17 protein-coding genes and 1 pseudogene are annotated in these 21,949 nt (G+C 49.8%); 1 reads left to right on the top strand and 17 read right to left on the bottom strand.

Annotation, left to right across the window (positions count from 1 at the left end; all coding sequences use genetic code 11):
* Positions 1 to 116: 116 nt before the first annotated feature.
* The 3 genes from D5270_RS11835 to D5270_RS11825 are packed head-to-tail and all read right to left on the bottom strand — an operon-like array spanning position 117 to position 2,761.
* Entirely contained in the window at positions 117 to 1,112 is a 996-nt protein-coding gene (locus D5270_RS11835; RefSeq protein ID WP_166544295.1) for an ABC transporter ATP-binding protein, read from the bottom strand.
* Between the two features lie 19 nt (positions 1,113 to 1,131).
* Positions 1,132 to 1,944, bottom strand: coding sequence for an ABC transporter permease (locus tag D5270_RS11830; protein WP_166544294.1), 813 nt, complete (start codon positions 1,942 to 1,944; stop codon positions 1,132 to 1,134).
* A 10-nt stretch (positions 1,945 to 1,954) separates the two neighbouring features.
* Positions 1,955 to 2,761, bottom strand: a complete 807-nt coding sequence (locus D5270_RS11825; protein ID WP_166544293.1) for an ABC transporter permease — start codon at positions 2,759 to 2,761, stop codon at positions 1,955 to 1,957.
* A gap of 1,074 nt (positions 2,762 to 3,835) precedes the next feature.
* On the opposite strand from D5270_RS11825, the pseudogene D5270_RS17280 reads away from it, so the two are divergent.
* Positions 3,836 to 3,999, top strand: a pseudogene (locus tag D5270_RS17280) (transposase); the annotation flags it as partial.
* 451 nt (positions 4,000 to 4,450) lie between these two features.
* Here the strand turns inward: D5270_RS17280 and D5270_RS11815 are convergent.
* The 14 genes from D5270_RS11815 to D5270_RS11750 form a co-directional block, all read right to left on the bottom strand.
* Positions 4,451 to 4,861: a BlaI/MecI/CopY family transcriptional regulator gene (locus D5270_RS11815; RefSeq protein ID WP_166544291.1), complete on the bottom strand. Its 411-nt coding sequence runs from the start codon at positions 4,859 to 4,861 to the stop codon at positions 4,451 to 4,453.
* 230 nt (positions 4,862 to 5,091) lie between these two features.
* Positions 5,092 to 5,481: a signal peptidase I gene (gene lepB, locus D5270_RS11810; RefSeq protein WP_166544290.1), complete on the bottom strand. Its 390-nt coding sequence runs from the start codon at positions 5,479 to 5,481 to the stop codon at positions 5,092 to 5,094.
* Between the two features lie 64 nt (positions 5,482 to 5,545).
* On the bottom strand, positions 5,546 to 6,097 hold the full coding sequence (locus tag D5270_RS11805) for a sigma-70 family RNA polymerase sigma factor (protein WP_166544289.1): 552 nt from the start codon (positions 6,095 to 6,097) through the stop codon (positions 5,546 to 5,548).
* Complete coding sequence (locus D5270_RS11800) at positions 6,094 to 6,498, bottom strand: DUF3268 family zinc-finger domain-containing protein (RefSeq protein WP_243150345.1); 405 nt, start codon at positions 6,496 to 6,498, stop codon at positions 6,094 to 6,096. The genes D5270_RS11805 and D5270_RS11800 overlap by 4 nt, the downstream gene beginning before the upstream one ends.
* Before the next feature lie 347 nt (positions 6,499 to 6,845).
* Entirely contained in the window at positions 6,846 to 12,770 is a 5,925-nt protein-coding gene (locus D5270_RS11795; protein ID WP_166544287.1) for a VaFE repeat-containing surface-anchored protein, read from the bottom strand.
* A gap of 308 nt (positions 12,771 to 13,078) precedes the next feature.
* Positions 13,079 to 14,125 (bottom strand): Fic family protein, encoded by a 1,047-nt coding sequence (locus D5270_RS11790; RefSeq protein ID WP_166544286.1) that lies wholly within the window; start codon positions 14,123 to 14,125, stop codon positions 13,079 to 13,081.
* 124 nt (positions 14,126 to 14,249) lie between these two features.
* A complete protein-coding gene (locus D5270_RS11785; RefSeq protein ID WP_166544285.1) occupies positions 14,250 to 15,542 on the bottom strand; it encodes an S-layer homology domain-containing protein in 1,293 nt (430 codons plus the stop codon).
* 64 nt (positions 15,543 to 15,606) lie between these two features.
* Positions 15,607 to 16,065 (bottom strand): hypothetical protein, encoded by a 459-nt coding sequence (locus tag D5270_RS11780; protein ID WP_166544284.1) that lies wholly within the window; start codon positions 16,063 to 16,065, stop codon positions 15,607 to 15,609.
* A gap of 212 nt (positions 16,066 to 16,277) precedes the next feature.
* Positions 16,278 to 16,631, bottom strand: a complete 354-nt coding sequence (locus D5270_RS11775; protein WP_166544283.1) for a hypothetical protein — start codon at positions 16,629 to 16,631, stop codon at positions 16,278 to 16,280.
* 75 nt (positions 16,632 to 16,706) lie between these two features.
* Positions 16,707 to 17,966, bottom strand: a complete 1,260-nt coding sequence (locus tag D5270_RS11770; RefSeq protein WP_166544282.1) for a S1 RNA-binding domain-containing protein — start codon at positions 17,964 to 17,966, stop codon at positions 16,707 to 16,709.
* A gap of 80 nt (positions 17,967 to 18,046) precedes the next feature.
* A complete protein-coding gene (locus D5270_RS11765) occupies positions 18,047 to 18,373 on the bottom strand; it encodes a type II toxin-antitoxin system RelE family toxin (protein ID WP_166544281.1) in 327 nt (108 codons plus the stop codon).
* The gene (locus D5270_RS11760) at positions 18,370 to 18,699 is read right to left on the bottom strand and encodes a type II toxin-antitoxin system Phd/YefM family antitoxin (protein ID WP_166544280.1); all 330 of its coding nucleotides are present in this window, start codon (positions 18,697 to 18,699) and stop codon (positions 18,370 to 18,372) included. The genes D5270_RS11765 and D5270_RS11760 overlap by 4 nt, the downstream gene beginning before the upstream one ends.
* 97 nt (positions 18,700 to 18,796) lie before the next feature.
* Positions 18,797 to 20,677: a VirD4-like conjugal transfer protein, CD1115 family gene (locus D5270_RS11755; RefSeq protein WP_166544279.1), complete on the bottom strand. Its 1,881-nt coding sequence runs from the start codon at positions 20,675 to 20,677 to the stop codon at positions 18,797 to 18,799.
* A complete protein-coding gene (locus D5270_RS11750; RefSeq protein WP_166544278.1) occupies positions 20,668 to 21,819 on the bottom strand; it encodes a hypothetical protein in 1,152 nt (383 codons plus the stop codon). Before D5270_RS11750 ends, D5270_RS11755 begins: the two co-directional genes overlap by 10 nt.
* Positions 21,820 to 21,949: the final 130 nt, after the last annotated feature.

Raw genomic sequence — 21,949 nt, 5'->3', positions numbered from 1 at the left:
TTTTGATTTTGATAAAGTTCTTTTATGCGGGATAAACCTAGGTTATTTTCGAAAGAATGCTCCAAGGTCAAGTGCAATCTTTTAGTACTTTTTGTGTAAACACATAATTGTTTCATTTATGTATCCTCTAAATGCACACTGCTATAAATTTTTCTCACAATCTCTTCTATGCTTTTTTCTGAAACATACAGATTTATTGGATCAAACCTATTTATCAATTCAATCATAGCTTCTTTTGACGAGTGGGTAGGGGGAACGCCAATAATCCACTGATGGTCATTTTGGTCGATTATTTCAAATGCACAATCATTCTGCCAAATCGGTGCTGCCCCTTTTTCAAATTCAAGTTTAAAAATTAACCCATCATCGTATTTCGTTCTAAATTCTCTTAGGCTACCATCAAATAACTTTTCGCCTTGATCAATCAAAATCAGCCTATCGCAAACCGCTTCAATGTCATCCATGTCATGGGTGGTTAAAATAATCGTGGTCTGCTTCAATTTATTAATTGTTTTTAATGAGTCTCGTACAATTTTTTTGCTCGTCAAATCAAGCCCAATCGTAGGTTCATCTAAGTACAATATATCTGGTTCATGTAGGAGCGCAATTGCAATATTAGCTTTCATTTTTTGTCCCAAACTTAATTGTCGAACCGGTTGATGCATAAACTCATTCAACCCAAAAAGTTCTATGTAAAAATCACAATTTTTTTTAAAGCTCGTATATGGAATCGGATAAAGATATTTATATAAATCCAAAGTATCGGATAACGGCAAATCCCAATACAACTGAGATCGTTGTCCAAAAACAACACCAATATGTTTTGCGTTTTCTTTCCGTTCATTATAAGGAATAATCCCCCCAACTGTTATGGTTCCACTTGATGGAATCAGTATACCTGAAAGCATTTTTATTGTGGTAGATTTACCTGCACCATTAGGGCCAATATATCCAACACTTTCTCCCTTCTCTATCACAAAAGAGATATTATTCACAGCTTTTTTTACAGTATACTTTCGATGGAATAAAGACTTAATTGCTCCACTAAAGCCTTTTTCTGTTTGAGCAATTCGATATTCCTTACACAAATGATCTACAACGATATAGCTCATCTTAAAAACCTCGATTTCTTTAAGATCCGGTACTCTTATAATGTGACAATCCCCAATTCCATAGAAAAACGCTTAAGCTTAAGGCAATTAATCCAATAATGGGACTAAGATAAGGTAGAAATGTTGGAAAACCTTCTGGCAAAGATTTATTCAAAAGGGTAGAAGCTGGATAAAAATTCATCATTGCAAACGGAAGAATAAATGTCAGAATATATTGAATACCTTTTGGAAATATGCCAAGCGGATAATTAGTAAATTCCTTGACATCATACATGATGAAATCAATTAAAGGGTTATTTCCTACTGTAAAAAATGCCATAGTCGAAGAAGCGATAAATGCTGCAGCTTGAATCATGGCCCCAGAAAGGATTGCGAAAATAATAAATACGCAGTTAACAAATGACATAGAATAATTTAGGGATATGAGGGAAAAAACAAAAACCATAATTGAAATTGAAATATGACTGATGTAGCAAACATTAAAACCGCTTGATAAAATCGCATGTGCTAGAGGGGGAATTGGTTTTGTCAAAGAATCATCAAACTCGCCAGAACGAATGCGACGCGAAAGTCCTGTTGAAAAATTAAATAGAAAAATTCCTCCTATAGAGTAGGAAAGTAAAGACATACTATAAAGTACCATTATTTCCGATCCGTTCCATCCATCTACTTGTCCAAAGTTTGTTGCTAAAATATAAAGTGATATAAATGTTGCTCCATAACTAATCCACTGTCCAATAATTCCTGACAAGAAAGTAGCTCGGTAAGCAGTTTCTCTTTTGAATGCAATCACCATAAATGATTTAACAAGTAAAAATGTGCGTTTCGCCATAAATGAATTTTCATCCTCCATTAATACAAAGCTTTTTCAATGCAAATCTCCAAACAAACCTGTCGAAAATACATAACAGAGCCAGCCAAAATATTGCAATAAATAACGGCCAAAATGCATCTTCAACTGTAGTTTTACAAAGAAAAAAATTTATGGGTTCAAACGTGATATAGCGAAAAGGAAGCAAATAACTTAGTTGTGCAAGCGATTTAGGATAAAACCATATCGGAATCTTCGTTCCACCAAAGAAGATTAAAAAGCCGCTTAAATACCAACTAAGGAACCAACACCGCTGAATCCAAAATGCGAATAGACCAACAAAATAAGTAATTTCAAACATCAACATAATTCCCAAAGATGCGGACATTATGAATAACGCCAAATGAGTAAGATCCGGCAAAGAGTTAAACTGTATTAAAAAAAAGCTAATCGTAATAATTGGTAAAGCTCGGATTACCGCATTGTAGACGTTTTTCCCAAATAAATTTGCTAGAGTAAAAAGTTTATAAGAGATTGGACGCAATAATTCCACTGAAATTGATCCATCAATCATAGATGCCTCAATCATGTTAGCCACGTTTCCTTTGGTAAGTTCAATCATCACAGTATTAACAAGGACATAAATCAACATTTCAGAGAAATTAGTATGATTCTGTGTCCCGGCTCCTAACAGAGCATGCCAAAGAAAAATCTGAATTAAATATGTCAACAACGAACTGGTCATTCCTGTTATCGCAGCAGAATGGTATGCTGATTCCGATTTTAAGGATTTTTGAATTATAATTAAATATTTTTTCATAATATCACCATCACCCATCAAAAACACTTAACATAAAATCGAATGCGTCTTGTTAAAAAAAGTTTGGTTTATAGGTAGTGTTTAGTATATGTACATATACTAAAAAGAAATGTTTAAAGAAAATATAAACAAACAATCTTTAAAGATATGACAAAACTAACCGCAAAGCTTTTTTTACAACGAGAAAACCAGAAGTCGGTATCAAAAATGAAATAGCAAACATTATAGTCGTGTTTGGTTGTGATAATGACGAATCATTTCACTACTTCTTTTGTCTGATTCTATGTCCTTTATCCCAGAATATTTTACCACTATAGATAAACTTTGTCAAGCTCATCAAGCATAAAATCTCTGTCCTTCCAGCTTTGGAGCAAACTACAGAGTGTATGCGGCTGTTTGTTCCTAGAAAAGAATTCCCATATAGCCTCAACTTACAGGGTCACATTCACTCCTTCCTTTCCTGCATCCTATATAGCTAGTGGATTAGATGTGCGTCATCACATGAATCTAATACTATCTTCAGTCTTTCTAGATTTCCAAGATTTTCAAAATCGCCCTACTCGAACAACTTCATCCTTGATATAATGTTAATTGTAAAAGCCGCTCTTTTAATGTTTGGACATAACCCCCAGCATTCATTCCTTTCTTCTGGAACATGAACGAATACAAAAACATAGTTAATGCACCAACAATGCCCAGAAAGCACCCTAACACAATTTGTGGGCCGACCGCTCCGACAAGGTTATGACGCGAAAACGTTTTATCGTGTTCTCCTTAATCCTTTCTGCAAGCCAGTCTGGTACCAAAATCAAGTGACTTCTTTTATTACTTCATTTGTCCCGCTAAAACCCAAACAGTTGGGAAAAGGATATCTCATACCTTTCTCCTGACTGAAAACTTCCTTTGCGCTCATATCGCATCGGGAGAACCATGAGCGGGGCTTTGCGCCTCGTGGTCAAACGCCTGTTTTGACCATAGAATCGAAACAGGAACATGTGAACATGATCTCCGCCATTTCAGAAGAAGGTGCTGCACGATTTATGGCCTATGAGGACAGCATGACGCAGTAGCGTTTGCTCACATTTATGCATGCATCGGTTGATCTCCCGTTCATCGCACAAAATATTCCTGATTTTGGACAACCTGAAGGTTCATTGCGAGAAAATGGTTACGGCTTGGCTGGAGAAGCGCCAGGACAAAATTGAGGTGTTATATTTGCCCCCATATTCGCCCGAAATTGAATCCGGATGGGTACCTGAACCATGCCTTAAAACTTGACGTCCATTCTGGAAATCTTCCTGTTTCTGCGGCGGATATTGACCATAAGATACGTTCCTTTATGGCGCGCATTCAATTAAACACTGCGCAGGTTAAGGCTTTCTTTCGTCATCATGGAGTTTCCTATATTTCGCTGCGGTAGTAATATGAAGTGGGTTCACTCTTGCTCTGGTATGTAGTGTAGCTCTTGATCAGCGAACTCTCCTCTCGATCTGGCCAGAATGCGTTAAAATGGTCAACAACACCATGAGATCTATATTCATAATACCCCTAAAAATCAAGTATAGAATATGTATTCTTAGATTGTATAATATGTACGCCAAACAAGTGAAGGAACCGAATTGGTCCTTTCAGAATGTGGATTCCAAAAGATAAACCAGATGCTGAAAAACACTCACATAGTGTAATGAAAAGACTGTCGCGCTCATTTCACTCATCATCCCTTGTGCGGTATTCTTCGATGATCCCCTCTAGGTCCCGGAGCAGCGCATCCATCCCTTCCCTGTCCTCATCCTTAGCCATGGCAACCGCTTCCGCCTTGGCCATCTCGCCTATGGTAAGGCCGCCGCGCCTCCTCAGTTGGTTGTAGTACTCCGCCTTGGAAAACATCGGCCGCATCCGCCGGGAGCATCGGCTGCCCTTTTGCTTTAAGTCGGAAAACTTCAAGGCGCCTTTTTCTTCCATCGCATGGACAATCGCCCTCATGTAGTTGTCCTTCCATGTCTTTTCCTCTCCGTCCCAGTTTTCCAGCATTTCCTGGACGCTGAGGGCCTTTCCCTGTCTCCAGAGAAAAAGCATAACCTTCTCTTCGGTCTTTGTAAGTGCTGGAATCTTGTTCAATATCTCACCTTCCTTCTGCTCTGGATTGCTTGATTCAAGTAACGATGACTAAATCGTCATATGTTAGATCAAGTATATGATATAGCATTGCTTTTGTCAAGCGGATTTTTTGATTTTTTCGATTGTTTCCGTCTCAATTATTAGGCAAGATATCTCTTAAAGGTGTGCCATATCTCTCTAAGGGACGGTTGTATCATTCGTTTTGTAAAAATTCCAACGGCACCCCGTATTTATGAGGTCATAAGTATCGCATACACATTCTCTTCAGAGACAAACGGATACTCCCAAAACCTGGAATCCCAAGAGTTCCTCTCATTGTCCCCCAATAGATAGAGCTCCCCTGCTGGCACAGTCTTTTTTTCACCCCTATGCTCCACTATATTACCTTCCACCCTGGCAACCCGCTTCACCAGCAGCTTCTCCTCATGCCGGAACACCACAATATCCCCCACCTCCAGCTCGCCAAAAATCCGACTGCCGATAATAAAGCTTCCTTTGCGTAGGGTCGGCTCCATGGACTCGGTCGGCACATAGCCAATAAACAGCACAAATCGAAACATGAGCAATGACATCACCATTATAAAAAGGGGAACAACAATTTTTCTTTTGTGTTTTCTCATAGAGTTTTCCTCCAATACAAAAAAGCGGGGTACCGAGCTTCAACGCTCAGTACCCCGCAAAGTCTTATGCCGCGTACAACTCAAGCACTGCCGCCGACTGCGGCCTGCCCTTCAGGAACTTTCGTGCCTTAGATACCCAGGCGCTTACCAGATTATCTGTCGCACCCATTTTCTCACCGATTTCCCTGCAGGTGTACCCCTTGGCCATCAGAATCATGGCATCTATACCTTTCACCACATGGGGCGGGGCGACTTCTTTGGCATCCAGCAGCTCCCGAAACACATCCAAGTTCAGCTCAGCCTTCTGCTCCTCATCAACTATTACGTCAATAAACGAAAGCTCATTCTCGTCCAACACCTCCCTGTTCACCTGCTTGTTAGCTTTAACCAGCTCATCACATATTTCATGCCAAATCAGCCGGTAGGCGTATGTAGAGAACGTGCCGCCCTTATCGGTAGCCGCTGCCTTGCACAGCCCAATGCACCCAACCTGGAACAAATCCTCACGGGTATAGCTCCCCACGGCGGACTGCCCACGCAGCTTGTCCTTCAGCACCTGACCCACCAGGCCCATATTCTCCTCAACCTTAATCTGCTGCTCCCTCGTCAGTTTCATGACGCCCTCCTTTCTCCCGGGCCGTGCCGGGCCTGCGCCCCCAAGAGTTCCCTGCTATCCTGGATCACCTGCTTGCAGTAATATTCACCCAGATGACCGATATGCGCCTCGCTCATGGGCACACATATTCTGTCTGCCAGCCAACGGTAGGACTGTTCCCGGGTCATTCTTCCAGACTTATACAACTGGTCGAAGTAATAGTGTGCCGTCCGCCGAAGAGTGCGCAACTCCGGGTTCGCCAACGTTCCCATGGGGCGGTTCGTACCGGGGTGGGCTTTCACATAAGCATCGCACTTTGGATAATTACTGCAAACATAGAGCATGGTATTGTTCTTGTTCTCACGGTAAATACCGTCAGCGCTTCGCAGAATCACCGGGCTGCCACAGTACGGACACCGCATTTGCTGCTTCCTTTTTGTTGTTTTATGTTTCTTCATATCGCAATTCCTTTCGATGTAAGCTAAAAATGAAAATAAAAAAGCCGGAAGCCCGCAAAGAACATGAGGTTGCCCGGATAGCGGGGAAACCATTTCATGTCCTATTGCAGCCTTCCGGCCTTGTCTTCAAAACAGCAGTTACCTGCTGTGGTCTACGCTATTGGGGGCCTTCCTTTCTCTGGCCCGTCCCGGTATGCTATCCACCTGGGAGCCTGAACGTAGCGGTCTTAATATAAATAGTATAGCACATCACAGCCGCAAAGTCAAGCTATTTAGATATAAATATTTAACATTTTATCGATAAAGAGTGTTTATCGCCTATTCTTTTTCGAGCCAGTTCTACGGTCGCAAAACCGGTACCAGAAGAAGATGGCAGCCAGCAAACCTGCAAAGAACACGCACATCATGATGAGCGGCATGGTCAGGCTTCGGTCGTCGCCTGTCTTGGGAACATCAGTAGTCGGCGTCTTAGGCTTTTCGGGCACCAGGGTAACAGTCTGGTCTTTGTCGTTGATGTCTGCATGGGAGGCAATTTCTTTGTCACCCAGGTACAGAGTTTCAAACACGACAGTCTCAATCTTCTCCTTAAACCCGCTGGCATCGAACTTGAAACTTACGGTTACCTCACCATCGGGCTTCTCTGGAGTAAACGTAGTTTCTGCAGTGACCTCTTTCCCATCTACCAGAAGCTTCTCGCCGGTAGATTTGTCCATTAGCACACCCTTGACGGTATACTCCTTGCCGGGGGTCAGGCCGGTATAGGCAATCTTATCATCCAGCACGATTTCCTTGGAGATGGTAGCTTCTTTTTTGCCGCCGATAGTGGCGGTGGTCTTCAGCTTGGGGCCGTCCTTGATGGTGACCGTCTGGTCTTCGTCGTCAATGTCAGCATGAACTGCGACCTCAATATCCTTGTGGTACAGTGTTTCATAGGCTACGATGGATTTCCCGGCCAAGCCGGAAGCATTAAAGGTAAAGGACAGCTCTACGGAGCCTTCAGCCTTATCCGGTGTGAAGGTGGTCTCAGAGGTGACTTCTTTGCCGTCCACCAGCAGTTTCTTGCCGGTAGATTTGTCCATGAGCACACCCTTCACCTGGTACTCCTTGCCGGGGACTAGATTGGAGTATGTCACCTTGTCAATTAGGGTGATTTCCTCCAATGGGTCTGCCTCTTTCTCGCCGTTGACGGTGGCCTCGGTCTTGATTTTAGGCTTATCCGGTTCCTCAAAGGTAACGGTCTGATCCTCATCGTTGATGTCGGTGTGGGCAGTTACCTCTTTATCCTCATGATAGAGGGTTTCAAAGACGACCACCGATTTTCCAGCCAGAACTGAGGCATCAAAGGTAAAGGTGATTTCTTCAGTGCCGCTGGCTTTCTCAGGTGTGAACTCCTTTTCAGCAGTAACCTGGTTGCCATCAATCTCCAAAGGCTTTCCAGTCGCTTTATCCATAAGAATACCGGACAGCTTGTAGGTCTTGCCAGGAGTCAGACCGGTGTAGGAAACGGTGTCAACGATAGTAACCTCGCCCGCGGGCTCGGCTTTCTTTTCGCCGTTCACTGTGGCGGTGGTCTTGATCTCCGGCTCGTCAGGCTTCTCGAACTCTACAGTCTGGCCCTCATCCTTGATGTCGGCGTGAGACGTTACCTCTCTATCCTCATGATAGAGAGTTTCAAAGACGACCACCGATTTCCCTGGCAGGGCGGTGGCATCCAAGGTAAAGGTGATTTCTTCAGTGCCGGAGGCATTCTCGGGAGTAAACTCCTTTTCAGCAGTGATTTTCTGCCCGTCCACCAGGAGGGGCGCATTGCTGGCCTTATCCATGAGAACACCAGACAGCTTATAGGTCTTGCCAGGAGTCAGGCCGCTATAGGTAACAGTATCAACGATAGTAACCTCTCCCGCAGGTTCGGCTTTCTTTTCGTCGTTCACGGTGGCGGTGGTCTTGATCTCCGGTTTCTCGCTGAAAGTAACCGTCTGCTCTTTGTCCTCAATATCGGTATGGGCGCAGACTTCCAGCTTGTCCCGGTACAAGGTTTCAAAGGCCACCACAGTTTTACCGGCCAAAGCAGAGGCATCAAAGGTAAAGGGAATGTCGATGGTGCCCTCCGGCTTGCTGGCCCGGAACGTGGCCTCGGCAGTGACTTCTTTCCCATCCACCAGCAGTTTTTCGCCTGTGGCCTTGTCCATGAGCACACCCTTGACCGTATACTCTTTGCCCACAATCAGCTCGGAATAGGCTACAGTGTCGATGATGGTGATTTCGCCGATCGGCTCGGCGGTATGCTCGCCGTTAGCGGTGGCCGTGGTGCCGATTTTCGGCTCGGTAAAGGTGACAGTCTGGCCCTCATCCTCAATATCCGCATGGCTGGTGACTTTCTTCTCACCCTCGTACAAGTCCTCGAACACGACCACGGACTTCCCAGCCAGAGTGCTGGCATTGAAGGTGTAAGACAGTTCCACGGTGCCGCTGCTCTTGGTGGGGGTAAATTCTTTTTCCGCCGTGACCTGCTTACCGTCAACCTCCAGGGGCTTGCCGCTCTCCTTGTCCATGAGAACGCCAGACAGCTTATAGGTCTTGCCAGCGGTCAGGCCGGAATACCGCACAGTGTCAACGATTGTTACCTCGCTCAGAGGTTCGGCCAGTTTTTCATCGTTAACGGTAGCTGTAGTGCCGATTTCCGGATTCTCCTCCTCATGGTCATCGATAGTACCCAGCTCGATTACAGTGCTGTCACGGGAAATCGTGATGTTGGGAACCGTCACCAGCTCATAGCCTTTATTGCCCTCACAGCGCAGTTCTTCAAGGCAGTATGTGTCAAAGGGCAAAGCGCAAAGTCCGTCCTGGGTTTCCACGATCCAGCCCTCCGTGGTCAGACCGTACCAGGAGCCGGTCAGGTCGTCCCATTCCAGCTCGGGCTTCTCATCGTTGCCGTTGGTGTTGAGGCTGTGGGCGTTCCACTGGTTCTCGGTGCGCACTTCTCCGTTCTCGTCCGTGACAAGAATATGGCTCTCACCGGTAGTCTGGCTGGTCAGCTTAAAGGCCACGTTCGCAAAGCGGTGCATATTCTTTTCGCCCACCTTGACGAATTTCAAATCGCCGCGAATGACCTGATTGTAAGCTGCATCGCCTTCGCGGTACTCGGTAACCTCGCCATCCTTGCGCACAGTAAAGTCACGCACCTTCTTGTCTGTCCAAAGATAGCCCTTGCCGGGCTTGCTCTCCACCATGGAATAGGTTCCGTAGGGCAGAGCCCGCACGTCAGACTGGGCCACGCCATCCTTGACCTCGATGGTCAGGCAGACGGTATCGGGTTCATACAGAGCGCCGTCCACATAGACAGCCCGCTTGCTCTTATTGGTAATCTCGAACAGGGTGCCATCCAAACTCGCGCCGCCCAGCGGAGTCAGGAGCAAAGATTCCAGGTCGCGTTTCTCAATGAGCACACCGCCCCGCACCACCTCATTATCCATGTAGAACGGATACACCTTGAGGTGTTCGTCAATGGTGACAGGCTGGTCGGGAGCGGTGTTCAGCATGGATTCATTCGTGGTTTTTTCGTGGAGGATATAGGCTCCATAGGGCAGAGCGTCCGGAGCGGAACTGCACTTGCCCTCTGCATCGGTAGTCAGGGTCAGGGCTACTTCACCAGGAGCCACGCTCTTATCATTGACGATGACCGGGTTCCGGCTGTCGTTGATGACCTCAAAGACGATGCCCTCAAAGTCGGCATCGCCCTGGGGTGTGCTGCCGGTGATGGTGTCCCGCTTCTCAACAGAAATACCGCCCCGGACTACATCGTCCACGGCGGTAACAATATAGGTTTTCTTGTTTTCTGAAACTGTGACCTGCTGCTCCGGCCAGGTCAGCAGCATGGATTGATTGGTTTCTTTCTCTCTGACAGTATACCGGCCATAGGGGAGAGCGTCATCCGCAGTTTCAGCATGGCCGTTTTCGTCCGTAGTCATGGTGGCTACCACCGACCCGGGAGCGTAGGTCGTGTCTCCCACGACCACCGGGTTGGCGCTGCTGTTGATGATCTCGAACACAATACCTGCGAAGTCAGCGTTACCCTGGGGAACCTCGCCGGTCTTGCTGTCCCGCTTCTCAATGGCAATACCGCCACGCACCACATCGTTGTCTGCATAAAACGGATAAACCTTGCCATCCTCAGAAACAGTTACCGGAATTTCCTCCATAAAGGTCTTGAGCATGGAACTGTTGGAGGATTTTTCTCGGATAATGTAGTCACCGTAAGGCAGGCAGTTGGGGCCAGTAGTGGCAAAGCCCTGGGCGTTGGTAGTGATCTCCTTGGCCGCCTTGCCGGGAGCAACCTTCACGCCATCGACGTCCACAGTATTCGTGGAATCATTGATGATCTCAAACACGATACCTGCGAAGTTAGCGTCACCCTGGGGAACTTCCCCGGTCTTGCTGTCCCGTTTCTGCACCGAAACGCCGCCGCGTATGACCTCGTTGGTAACGGTTACAGTATTATCATTAAATTCCTCGTTGGAGCCAGCGGGGATCTCGCACAGGTCGGTGACTACGGTGCTGACCTTGTAGCCCTCACCAGCACTGATTTCTTTCAGCGTCCAATCTTCGCCAAAGGGATAATAGTCGGTAGTAAAGGTCAAATCCTCACCCACGGTGTACTCCTTGACGAGAGTGCCGCCCTGGTACACGCCAAACTTAGCGCCTTTCAGAGAGCCGTTGCCCTGGGCGGTAGAACCGGTCTTGCTGTCGGCTTTGGTGACCGTCACCCGCCAGCGCTTGAGTTTGTTCTCAAACTGGATGGAGGCTGTCTGACCCTCGGTAAGCTGGAAGGTTTGGGACTGCGGTTTGACATACCGATTTGGCACATTAAGCTCCGTGGCCGTGTAGGTGATCTTTGAACCGTCAGCGGCATAGATGGGCATACCCTCCAAGTCGATATTGCCGTTGGCGTCGGTAGTCTTGGTCACGCTGCTGCCGTCGCTGCCGGTGATCTGGAATTGGATGCCGGACACCTTACCGTCCTCGCTGGTCTTGACCAGACCAGCGCTGCCCACTGCATCCGTTTTGACCTTGATGTAGCAGCTTACAGGATCGCCGCCTGACACATTATAGGTAGCGAAGTTCTGTTGGGAACTATCACTAGTGCGCCAGACTGCTACAGCACCTTTGCCTCCCAGCATAGCACTGTCGCTATCCACTTTGTTTGACGTCTTGGGGTTGATGATCGCTTGAGTAGTAGAAAGCGTAAGAGTGTTCCCATTTGCTCGGATGGTCACGCCTGGAATTGAGTTCTCAAAATGATAATTTTTGAGAACCGCTCGAGAATCTGTGACCGTGGCACTATATCCGTTCCCATCCCATCTAAGAGTGATCGTTTCTGTTTTATCAGGTTCTTTACTGGCAAAGCTGGGTACCTTCATGTAGTCGTTGAGCCGCTTTTTCAGGTCCCGGTAATACTCCAGGAACTTCGTGGGGTTATAGGCATGGGGAGCGCATTTCTCCATATCCGCATCTACCGCCGCCTCTACGCCAAACAAGCCGTCTCCCTGCATAAAGGCGTGGCCGTTGATGGTTTCCCAGATCAGAAGTTGGGTCACGGCCCATTTATCGCCGTTATCGCTGGGGCCCACCCAAAAGTCCGGGGCGTTCCACTGGAAACCCAAGGCCATGATCGTACCTACCGTATCTTGAGCGTTCACGGACAAGTCCACCCAGGTATAGGGTGTTCCCCCGGTTGCGCCCTTCTCATGCTCAAGGCAGTACGCGGCCACATTCGTTCCGTTAATGAGCATAGTCTTGGCAGGCATCTGACTGACATACTCCCCCAAAGTGGTGAGAGTGCCTACATCGGACTTGAAACAATAATAGCCCATCTGCAGCACACCGCCTGTGCCAACCCCTGCCGCTGCCCTGGCTCTGGCTCGCTGAAGCGCGGGCCAGACCTGCTGAGCGTCCACTGAGGCCATTTCCGTATCGTAGATGCTTTCCGGTTCGTCTGCCGGCGCGGCGGACAGTTCCGGGGTCAGGGTAGGTTCGCTGCTTGGGCCTGGGGAGGGTTCCTCCGGAGCGGGGCTGCTGTCCGGTTTTGATGAGGACGCAATATTCGATTTCTCTGGTTCGGCAACGGCTTCAGAAGATTTACTGGTGACCTCGGCAGCAAAGACCGGGGCAGGCACCATACCAACGCACAGCACCAGTGTAAGGATCAGGGCAAGAAATCTCTTAATGTTTTTGGTCATGTAGCCATCCTTTCTTTTCTTAAAGTCATGGTTCGTTAAAAAAACTACCAGTGGGAGCCTTCAAGTGGCTCCCACTGGCAGCGCTGTAGTGTGGGTATCACGCTCCTTTTTCAGTGGATCTGATAGGGTTATCACCGCCTTTATGAATTAAATTATATTAGCCATACCACCTCCCTGGATTCTTATTGAATGTTGACATCACCCCCTTCCGTGGGAAACAGACAAGTGGGCATCACCCCCTTTCATAAAATTGGCATGAAAAAGGGCACCTGCTGTTTCCAGCAGATGCCCTCAACACTTGTAATGATTTAATCTGTGCGGGTATAGAATGTAGCCTTCCCTCGCCCATGTCGTTCGATCACTTTTTCCTGGATCAGCACGTTCAAAGCGTTCTCCACAGATGATTTGCCGATGGACGGTACCTGTTCCATGATTTCGCTCTTTGTAAACTTGCCGATGGTACTGGTGACAGCCTTCCTAACCAGTTCCAAAGACGAGAGCCGCTGGGCAAAAATATCCACACGGCTCTCGAAGTCCCGGTAGGCCGAAAGAATTATGCCAAGCAGGTACTTCACAAACGGCACCGGGTCATTCTCCCCCTCATGCCAGCCAATACCGCTCTGTTGCAGAGAAGAATAGTAGGTCTCCTTCGTCCTCTCGATTTTGCTCTCTATGCTGACATACCGGCCTACCACATAGCCACAGCGGTAGAGCAGCAAGGTCGTAAGCAGACGCGCCATGCGGTCGTTTCCATCGTTAAATGGGTGAATGCACAAAAAATCGTGGATAAAAATGGGAATCAGTATCAGCGGGTCGATAATGCAGTTGTCCACAGCCCGGTTAAAGCTGTCGCATATCTCATCAACTGCACCCGGCGTCGCATAGGGCTCCATCGGTATAAACAGCACTGTCCGGATGCCATCTGGCCTGGTTTCCGCAATAAAATTCTGCGTATTCTTGAACCGTCCCCCGATGGACTTTGCCGAATATTGGTACAAGTCCCTGTGCAATTGCAAGATGTAAGAGGAGCGTAGCGGGATGTATTCGTAACTTTCGTGAATGGTATTGAGCACATCCCGGTACCCCATGATCTCCTCCTCGTCCCGGTTACGGGGCGTGGTCTTCTCCAGGTACAATTCCTTGATCCGCATGCTGGTGGTCACAATGCCTTCGATTTTGTTTGAAGCCTCGGTGCTTTGAATTTTGGCGACCACCACTAGTTTGTCCAAGACTGCGGGCCTTTGTTTCAAGTAAAGCTCCTGCCGGCCCTTATATTCATGTATTTGTGCCACCAGATCCAAGACTTCGCCGTCCCACTGGCGGTCTTTCAGAAGTTCATAGTTAAACTGCCGCATTCGCCCACCTCTTTTCTTTACGCCTAATCCTATCATATTATTAGGCGCAAATCAATAGGGTATGTGCTAATTATGCCCACCCTGACTTATATTATAGGCGAATACGACAGAACAATCCATGTTGTCAACCGTAGAGCAGGAAGAAAACACCCGACTCTGGTTCGGTTATATAATACTCCGTGGTGTAAGGGTGCATATCGCAAAGATAATACTCAATTTTTTCTGCAACACCACGGGCCCCTCCGTATGCTTCCAAAGGAATGGGGCCGGCCCATCCGGCACCTTCATAGCAAAGCGAACGGGCAAGTTTCTTTGAATCCGGAAGTTTTAATGCTGCCTTAACCTCTTTAAGCCTTTGACTGTCTGGAACTTCCACGGGGTGGTAGTACAGGCAAAAGCATCCGTCTGCCACATCCGCAGTGATATAAAATCTGTCACTGGCGGTACGAGTAAGCATCTGAACAAATCCATTTGCCACTGCACTTGATCCCCGTATTTCATCTTCGACATTTTCCCAGCTACCAAGATATTTACGGCCGGTGTCATCGGCAGATGTTAGTGCAGGATCCCATTTTGCTGTAGTTCCATCATACGCAAAAGTCGGGTCATCATGTTTGCCGTACAGCACATAGTCCAAAAGCTTTTCCGGGTCTTGGTTGGGCTTGAGCTTGGCCCGTACTTCGTCTGTAATAAGAATTCTGGGTTCATCCGGGGCAGGCGAGGGAGGGGGGGTAGGCACAGGGGATGGAGTTGGGTCAACGGGTTTATTCCCGCTGCCTGCCAGCAGCTCCCGGCTGTTATAAAAAATCCGCGCCACCTGGGCCCTGGTAGCGGTGCCCTGGGGGTCCAGCTTTCCATCACTGCCGCTGAGCAGGCCATGTGTTATGGCCCACTCCATGGCATATTTGGCATAGCCGGAGGTCTTGCCCCCATCCGGGAACTTATCCAGCATCCCGGCCCGGACTGTCATGTCACAGTCTGTGAACTCCGCGTACTTATAGAGGATGACCGCCATTTGCTCGCGGGTCACGCTCTGGTCTGGACTAAAGCGGCCATTGCCCGTACCGTTGACGATCCCATTTTGCGCCGCCCACTCCACACAAGGAGCATACCAAGCGCCTTGTTTCACGTCAGAAAAGCTACTGGTTGGGTAATCCGCCGAATCAATCTGAGCTTTGTTTCCCAGCACCTTGACAAACATCCCACGGGTCATGGGGCTGTTTGGAGCAAAGGTGGTGGCAGAGGTACCGCTGAACAGGCCCTCCGTCACGGCGTAATCTACCGCCGTGTAATACCATGCACCCGGCTTCACGTCTGTGAAGTTTTCAGCCGCCGCGTATCCGGGCATAGCAAACATATTGACAGCCAGAACACAGACAGCAAACAATGCGAATAGCCTTTTAACTTTGCGCTTCATTTGGATCACTCCTATTTGTTTTTTGCACATCGTTTTGCTATTCGCAGCCAGCCGTCAGGAAACGCTACAGCCCATCGTCCTCGTCTTCATCCTCGCTGACGCGGCGTTTCTTCAGCACCGCCATGACGATCAGCGCTCCAATGGCGACGACCATTCCGCCGCCCAGTAAGCCTAACTGCCAGATGGGAATATCCGCCAGGGTGAACGCCGGGTCAACTGAGCCTGTTTCTGTGGCGGTGATTGTCGCCTGCGGCTGTGAACCCGGCTGCTGTTCTTCACCTGATTCAGCCTTACTGTCAGGTTGGTTTGTGAGAACAGCGGACGTAACCGGTTCAGGTGTAGGCTTTGGCGTTGGAACAGGCGCCTTTGAGGTAAGGCAGGTCAACTGATAGCTGGAACTGCCGCCAATTTCCAATCGCAGTACGCCGTCGTCCCCAACAGGTATCGTGCCTGGATATAGGCCGTGCTCCGTTTTGAGCTGGAACTCTACTCCAGCCCAAGCTGTGCCCAGTTGTACTTCCAACTGCTCCGGCGTGGCGATCTGCATCTCCGTACCGTCAGTGCCATCCCGTGCCTGAGCGGAAAGTGAAATCGTAAACAGCAAAAACAATGTGGTCGCCAAGCTGATCAACAGCCTGGCCTTTGATGCTTTTGAACTCATATATTTCCTCCTGAAAACTGGCAAGCAGCGGTCAGGATAGCATCTACCTATATTAGACCACTGCTTGTCGGAATTTACAACTGTTTTTTCAAAATTTTTTCAAAACCTCTTTCGGCCTCGCCTATGCAACGTGAAAGAATCTCCATGAACCGCTCATGGGTCAGTTCGGTGTCCAGCCATTGGGTGGCCCGGTAGGCGTAACAGCCGGTATCGCTGTTGATGGTATGGCAGCCCAGGATGCTGTGCAGGTTCATGTCGTTAGTGTCAAGGTACTGGGCGATGGCCGCTGGGGTCTTGATTTGCCTTGCCAGACAGATTACCATGAGCGGGTGGAGAGGTGAAAAGGACACCTGCACATACCACCCGCTAAGGTTGATAGACAGACACATCCCATCCTGGTACTCAATGGGCATGGATTCCAGCAGCATCTGGCGGGCGTGGGCGGCCAGATCGGCACGGCGGTTTTGTTCCTTTTTAGTGATGTTAGCTATACGCGCCGCCTCCTATCTCGCCGCCGCAATATGTGTAATGGCACCCCAAATCCGGTTAGACTCATGATTGATACCCAGAATCCTCACCGTGACCCGGGCGCCCCTGGGCGGCCTGCCGCGCTTGGGATAGCTGCACAGACAGTCAACGCCCCCGTCCAGCGCTACGAACACACCATTTACGTCCACCATGCTGACGGTACCCACATAGCAGCTGTCCACCGAGTACATCCGCAGGGCCTTCTCATATGGATTCTCCCCGGCCTGTTTAACCGAAGCGACCACACGCACGTTGTCCCGGCCGCTGCGTTCCACCTCCAGCACCTTGACCAGCACCCGCTGGCCAGGCTGGAAATACAGCCCCGCATCCATCCAGCGCTGGTAGCTCAGTTCACGCAGAGGAATATACACCTCCAGCCCGAACAGGTCAACAAAAATGCCTGCCCGGATAACAGATACAATGCGGGCTTCGGCGCAAACATCGGAGTAGATACGGTTGTTTCCGTCCCGGTCTGCGCCGAAATAGTAGGTCTTACGCTTGGCTGCCATAGCCTCAAGCCTACTGCCCACTGCCAAATTGGACTGCGGGTCCACGCCTTTCACGATGTAATCGACCTCCGCACCCAGGCGTTTGGTGAGCATATAGTGCAGAATTTCGTCCGGGGAGCGCCCGCGGGTATTGTCCGGCAGAACAACTGCCTCCTCGGCGGGAATGATCACCTTGAAAGCTCCATGATACAGGACTGCCAATGATTTGGTATCAGAGTTCGCAGCCCGTTCCACGCCTTGCAGCGTGCCTGTAAGTATGCGCCCGGTTTTCTGGGACTCCACCAGGTCTAACAGGTCGTTACGGGCTTTGTCCGCAGCGGTTTCCACAGTACGGCCCTCGTCGATTGGTATAACTGGAATTGTTTTGACAGATGAACGCCGCCGCACGCGTCTTCGGCTGGCGGAAGGCGTGCTTCCGGCGGCCTCTGTGTCAGACTGGTTTAAAACTGGAGCCGTCTTCCTGCGGGGACCGCGTCTTGCCGCAGGGTCTATGTCGGTTTGATGGGAAAAGCCTTCCGCCTCCGGAGCTGCGGTGGGATCGGAGCTTTCCAGAGTCGGTTCCGGGGAATCCTGTGGAACTGGCTCTTGATTGAACAATTCAGGCGCCTCAACGCGGACCTCTTCAGCGCTGAGCGCCATATCAGAATCGGTTTCACAGAGAGGAGCGTTTTCCTCCTCGCAGGGCCCCTGGATCGAAGGGGATACCTGATCGGGGGTTAATTCCATGTCGGTTATGTAGTTAATAAAAATTCCTCCTTTTTTATATGAGAAAAGCGCCCCTTAAAAAGAGGCGCTTTCGCTCTACATTATTCTTCCATTTTGCGGATCCTTCGCTCTGCTTCCTTGTACACTTCATCGTCATCCCGGACGGAAATCACAATGATCCGCATGACTTCGCCCTGTATGACCAACTGGTACACCACACGGTACCCGAGATTCTTCAGCTTGATCTTGTAGAACCCGCTGAGCTTGGAACTGGCATGGTTGCCCAGTGGCTTGCCGATCCCGTCTGGCGGTGGCAGCGGGCGCTCCGCAGTCTTACTGATGGCTTTCAGGATAAGCTTCTGATTGTAGGGGTCAAGGCGTTTCAGATCACGCAGCGCCTCTTTCAAATACTCCACCCGCCACTTCATTCTTCAATCTCCACATCGATTCCGTCAAGTTCGGCCTGAGTAATTCCCAGCGACTGCATGACATCATCCTGGGACAGAGTTTCAACCGATCCTTCACTAGCTAAGCGGCGTTCAGCCTCCTCCTGGAGAATGTAGTCGGAGAGCATCTCCATCAGGGATTCATATTTTTCGGGGGACATAAGCACGCAGGCAGGCCGGTTGTTCTTCATGACCACCTTCGTACCGCCTGACTGGACCTCCTCAAAAATCCGACTGGCCTCGCCCTTATTAAACCGGGTGATTGGTACAATAGACTTCATCACGCTGAGCACGGACATCTCTTCCATAGCGTATCCCTCCTGAATATAGCCTTTCTATCTATATTCATATTATACTGAAAAACGCCATTAATGTCAATCTTTATATCGATAAATAAATTGACACTTAAAAGTCTCCGGGCGGCTTTGCCGAGCTGTATAGGTTTGGCTTTGACTTGGCTTTTGGTTCAGCCTTCTTTGCATCTTTGGCCGGGGTAGAAACAACACTTACAACTGGCTCTGGTGTGGCTTTTGTCTGCTCAGACCGGTACTCCAAAATAGAAGTCCTCGCCATCTCCCCAGACATGGGGTGTCTGGTATAGTCCAATTTCCGCAGCTTGAGCACGTTGCACCCCCGTATGATGCACAGCAGCTCCTCATTGGGCATCCGCAGCACCTCATCCGGGGTCAGCAGCCTGCGCCGCCCCTGACCCTCGGTCTGGCGGTATTGGGGGATAAACTGGGCAACGGCCATGGTCTGCCGGGTGGTGGACGTGGAATCTACTCTGATGCTCATATCCCCGCTGCGGGCCGAGAAATACTGGGCTGTCACATCGTCGGTGCAGCCCAGCATGAGCTGAATGTCGCAGTTGCCGATGATTTCACTCCAGAGGTTGTTGGGATAGCGGTTCTGTAACTGGCCCAGGCTCTGTACCGCCAGCATGACCCGGATATCCCGGGAACGTATCACCGAGAGCGACCTGGCAAAATCCGAGCCGTCTGCCGCTCCGCCGATTCTGCCGACATTGTTGAACTCATCGAGAATCAGATTGACCGGCACGGTGCAGCGACCATTGGGTTGACTGTCAGCAAGCCGTGTCAGCCGTATGAATAGGAACGAGAAAAACAACGAGGACAAAAATGCCATCGTTGTGTCCTGGTCGCTCAGTATGATGTAGTAGGCGCACTTGCGCTGGCCCGGGGCCGTCAGGCTGATGTCTGACCGGGTGATGATGTTCCGCACAGACTGGTTCTGTAAGACCTGCAGCCGGGTACCCAGGCCCAGCACTATGCCAGAGCGCACTGTGTCGCTGGATTGGGAGAACAAGTTGTAAGGGGCACGGGCCGGATGGCCCAGGGGCAGTTTTTCAAACATGGCGGTCAACTGCCGCTCATTGTTCTGAGTGAGCATTTGGTAAACTGTGGCCAGGTTCTTCATGTTGGAATCCAGGGTGTTGTCCTGGTCGATGTAGAGGATGAGTGCCTTGAGGAGGTTGCCCTCGCCGTTGTCCCAGAAATGGTCGCTCTTGCCGGAGCTGGTATTGCCAATAATTACGTTTGTCAGCACCTGGGCCATGAGGGTATCGCCGTGGAGGTCTGCCATGCAATTCCAGGAATCACCGTGGGCAGGGTCTACCAGGTTGAACACTTTGACCTCGTAGCCATGCCTGCGGTATAACTCTGAAGTATCACCGAAAAGCTCGCCCTTGGGGTCAGTTATGACCACCGACTCGCCCCGCTTGATACTCTGGAACAGGGCGTTGCGTATGACTGCCCGGGACTTCATGGTGCCGGATGCCCCGAACACAGCGATGTGCCGGTTGAACCGGGTGTCTTCCGGCATACAGACAGCCTTGCCCCGGTGCTCGCCGAGGATGGTGCCTTTTGCTTTTGCGATGGGGGCGGTCTCCAGAACCACCCCCATCTCCTTCTCGCTCATCCAGCCTGCGGTACCGTAAGCCCCTGTGGAACTGGTTTTGAATCCGCGAGGGTCTTGGGACCTGCAGCCGTGCCGGCCTTGAAATTTGAAATAAACAACCAGCCCACCGACGATCAGCAGGATAGCTGCCATTCCCTTCAGACCGTTCACTGTGAAGGCCGCCGGAAAAACTGCCAGCGGATTCCAGTTGAATGAAATCATGACTGCCTGCCCATTCATACCGCCATCCGCCAGCCATATCTCATAGTTTGAGAGGAACTGGCCCAGCATCCCTCCCAGATATAGCAGCATCGTGACCGCCATGATGATACTGGTGATCACGGCCGCCCGGCGTTTGTTCAAAAGCATTCCTTCCTTGCTTTAATGTCCAATGCTGATTCTATCGCCTCCAATTCTATTGTTTTGATTGTCCCATTGCCTGCCAGGCACTCCCGCAAAAACTCCACTTGGTGGGGATAACACAGTACCTCGAAAGGGCCAGGTATCTGCCCCATGACTTCCCGGAACCGTATCAGCCGGTTCAGATCGCCGTCCAGGTGGGAGAAAACATAGCCGCCGTCCACGCAAGCGTCATACTCAAACCTCCCGCTTCCGTAGGACCGGGTTTCCGGCAGGAACAGCGCGTCAAGGATACGTTCCTTCCAGACGGGCGAGGCCATGATCCTCAGTTGCCGCACGCCGTTCTCATCCATGGGAATGAAATGCACGCAAGGGTAGACCGCATCAAACCGGAACTCCTTGCGGTGGGGGTGGGCCGCATCCAGCACAGTATCCAGGGCAACCTTCGGGGAATTGCCAAGGAGAATCGCGGAATCCACCCGGTCTATCCCCGCATTGAGCCGGATAATGTCGGTCAGGCTCTGGAGAGCTTTGAACTCTCCGCGGCCCTGCCACTTCATGACGGCACCGCGTGCGTTGTATACCACATAGGGACACTCCTCAGAAAAGGCAGCTCCTGTGATTCTTGTAAACTTGGTTTTATTTGCGTCATCCATACCCACGCTTTTCAAAGCCCTGCTCAGATACAGGACCGGCTCGCCGGGGACAATGTTCGCCCGGCTCTGGTTCTGCAGCTCAGGCAGCAAATATGGGCAGACCTGAAAGCCTGCCCGCATGAACATCGCCGCCATCTCTGCCACCCGGAAGTGGCGCTCACGGTGTCCATCGTCCCCGGGGAAGTGGTGCTGCCAGAACGCCTCCATATAATAGGAATACGCGTCGGGATGCACCCAGTCCAGGATATGTAACGCTTTCTTATAGAGCCGCACGGATTTTGCCTGCCCGCCCCCATTGAGGGTGAACAGGCGGCAGTCCATCTCCTCGCCTGTCTGGGAATTGACAAAGTGCTCCGGCTGGGTCAGCCTGACGATGAGCGCCTTGTAGACCCGCTCACTCCCCAAAAGCTCCAAAGACTGGAAGGGGAACTCCCCCACAAATGACAGAAGAGCCACCAGATTTGACACATGACTGCCGGGGCGGAACTGTACCATTCTACCTCATCTCCTTTGAGAGAAATCCCGACATCTCTACAACCCTCAACGTCGTTTTTTGTGCATTTGAGGGAGCAGAAAAGCCAGAAAATCCCAGAATCATAGCCTTGGCATGGGCTGTGTATTTTGA

Origin of the sequence: Acutalibacter sp. 1XD8-36, assembly GCF_009917525.1 — a bacterium.
In the GTDB taxonomy this organism is placed as follows: Bacteria; Bacillota; Clostridia; order Oscillospirales; family Acutalibacteraceae; genus Acutalibacter.
This window is presented reverse-complemented; position numbering and strand designations above follow the sequence as displayed.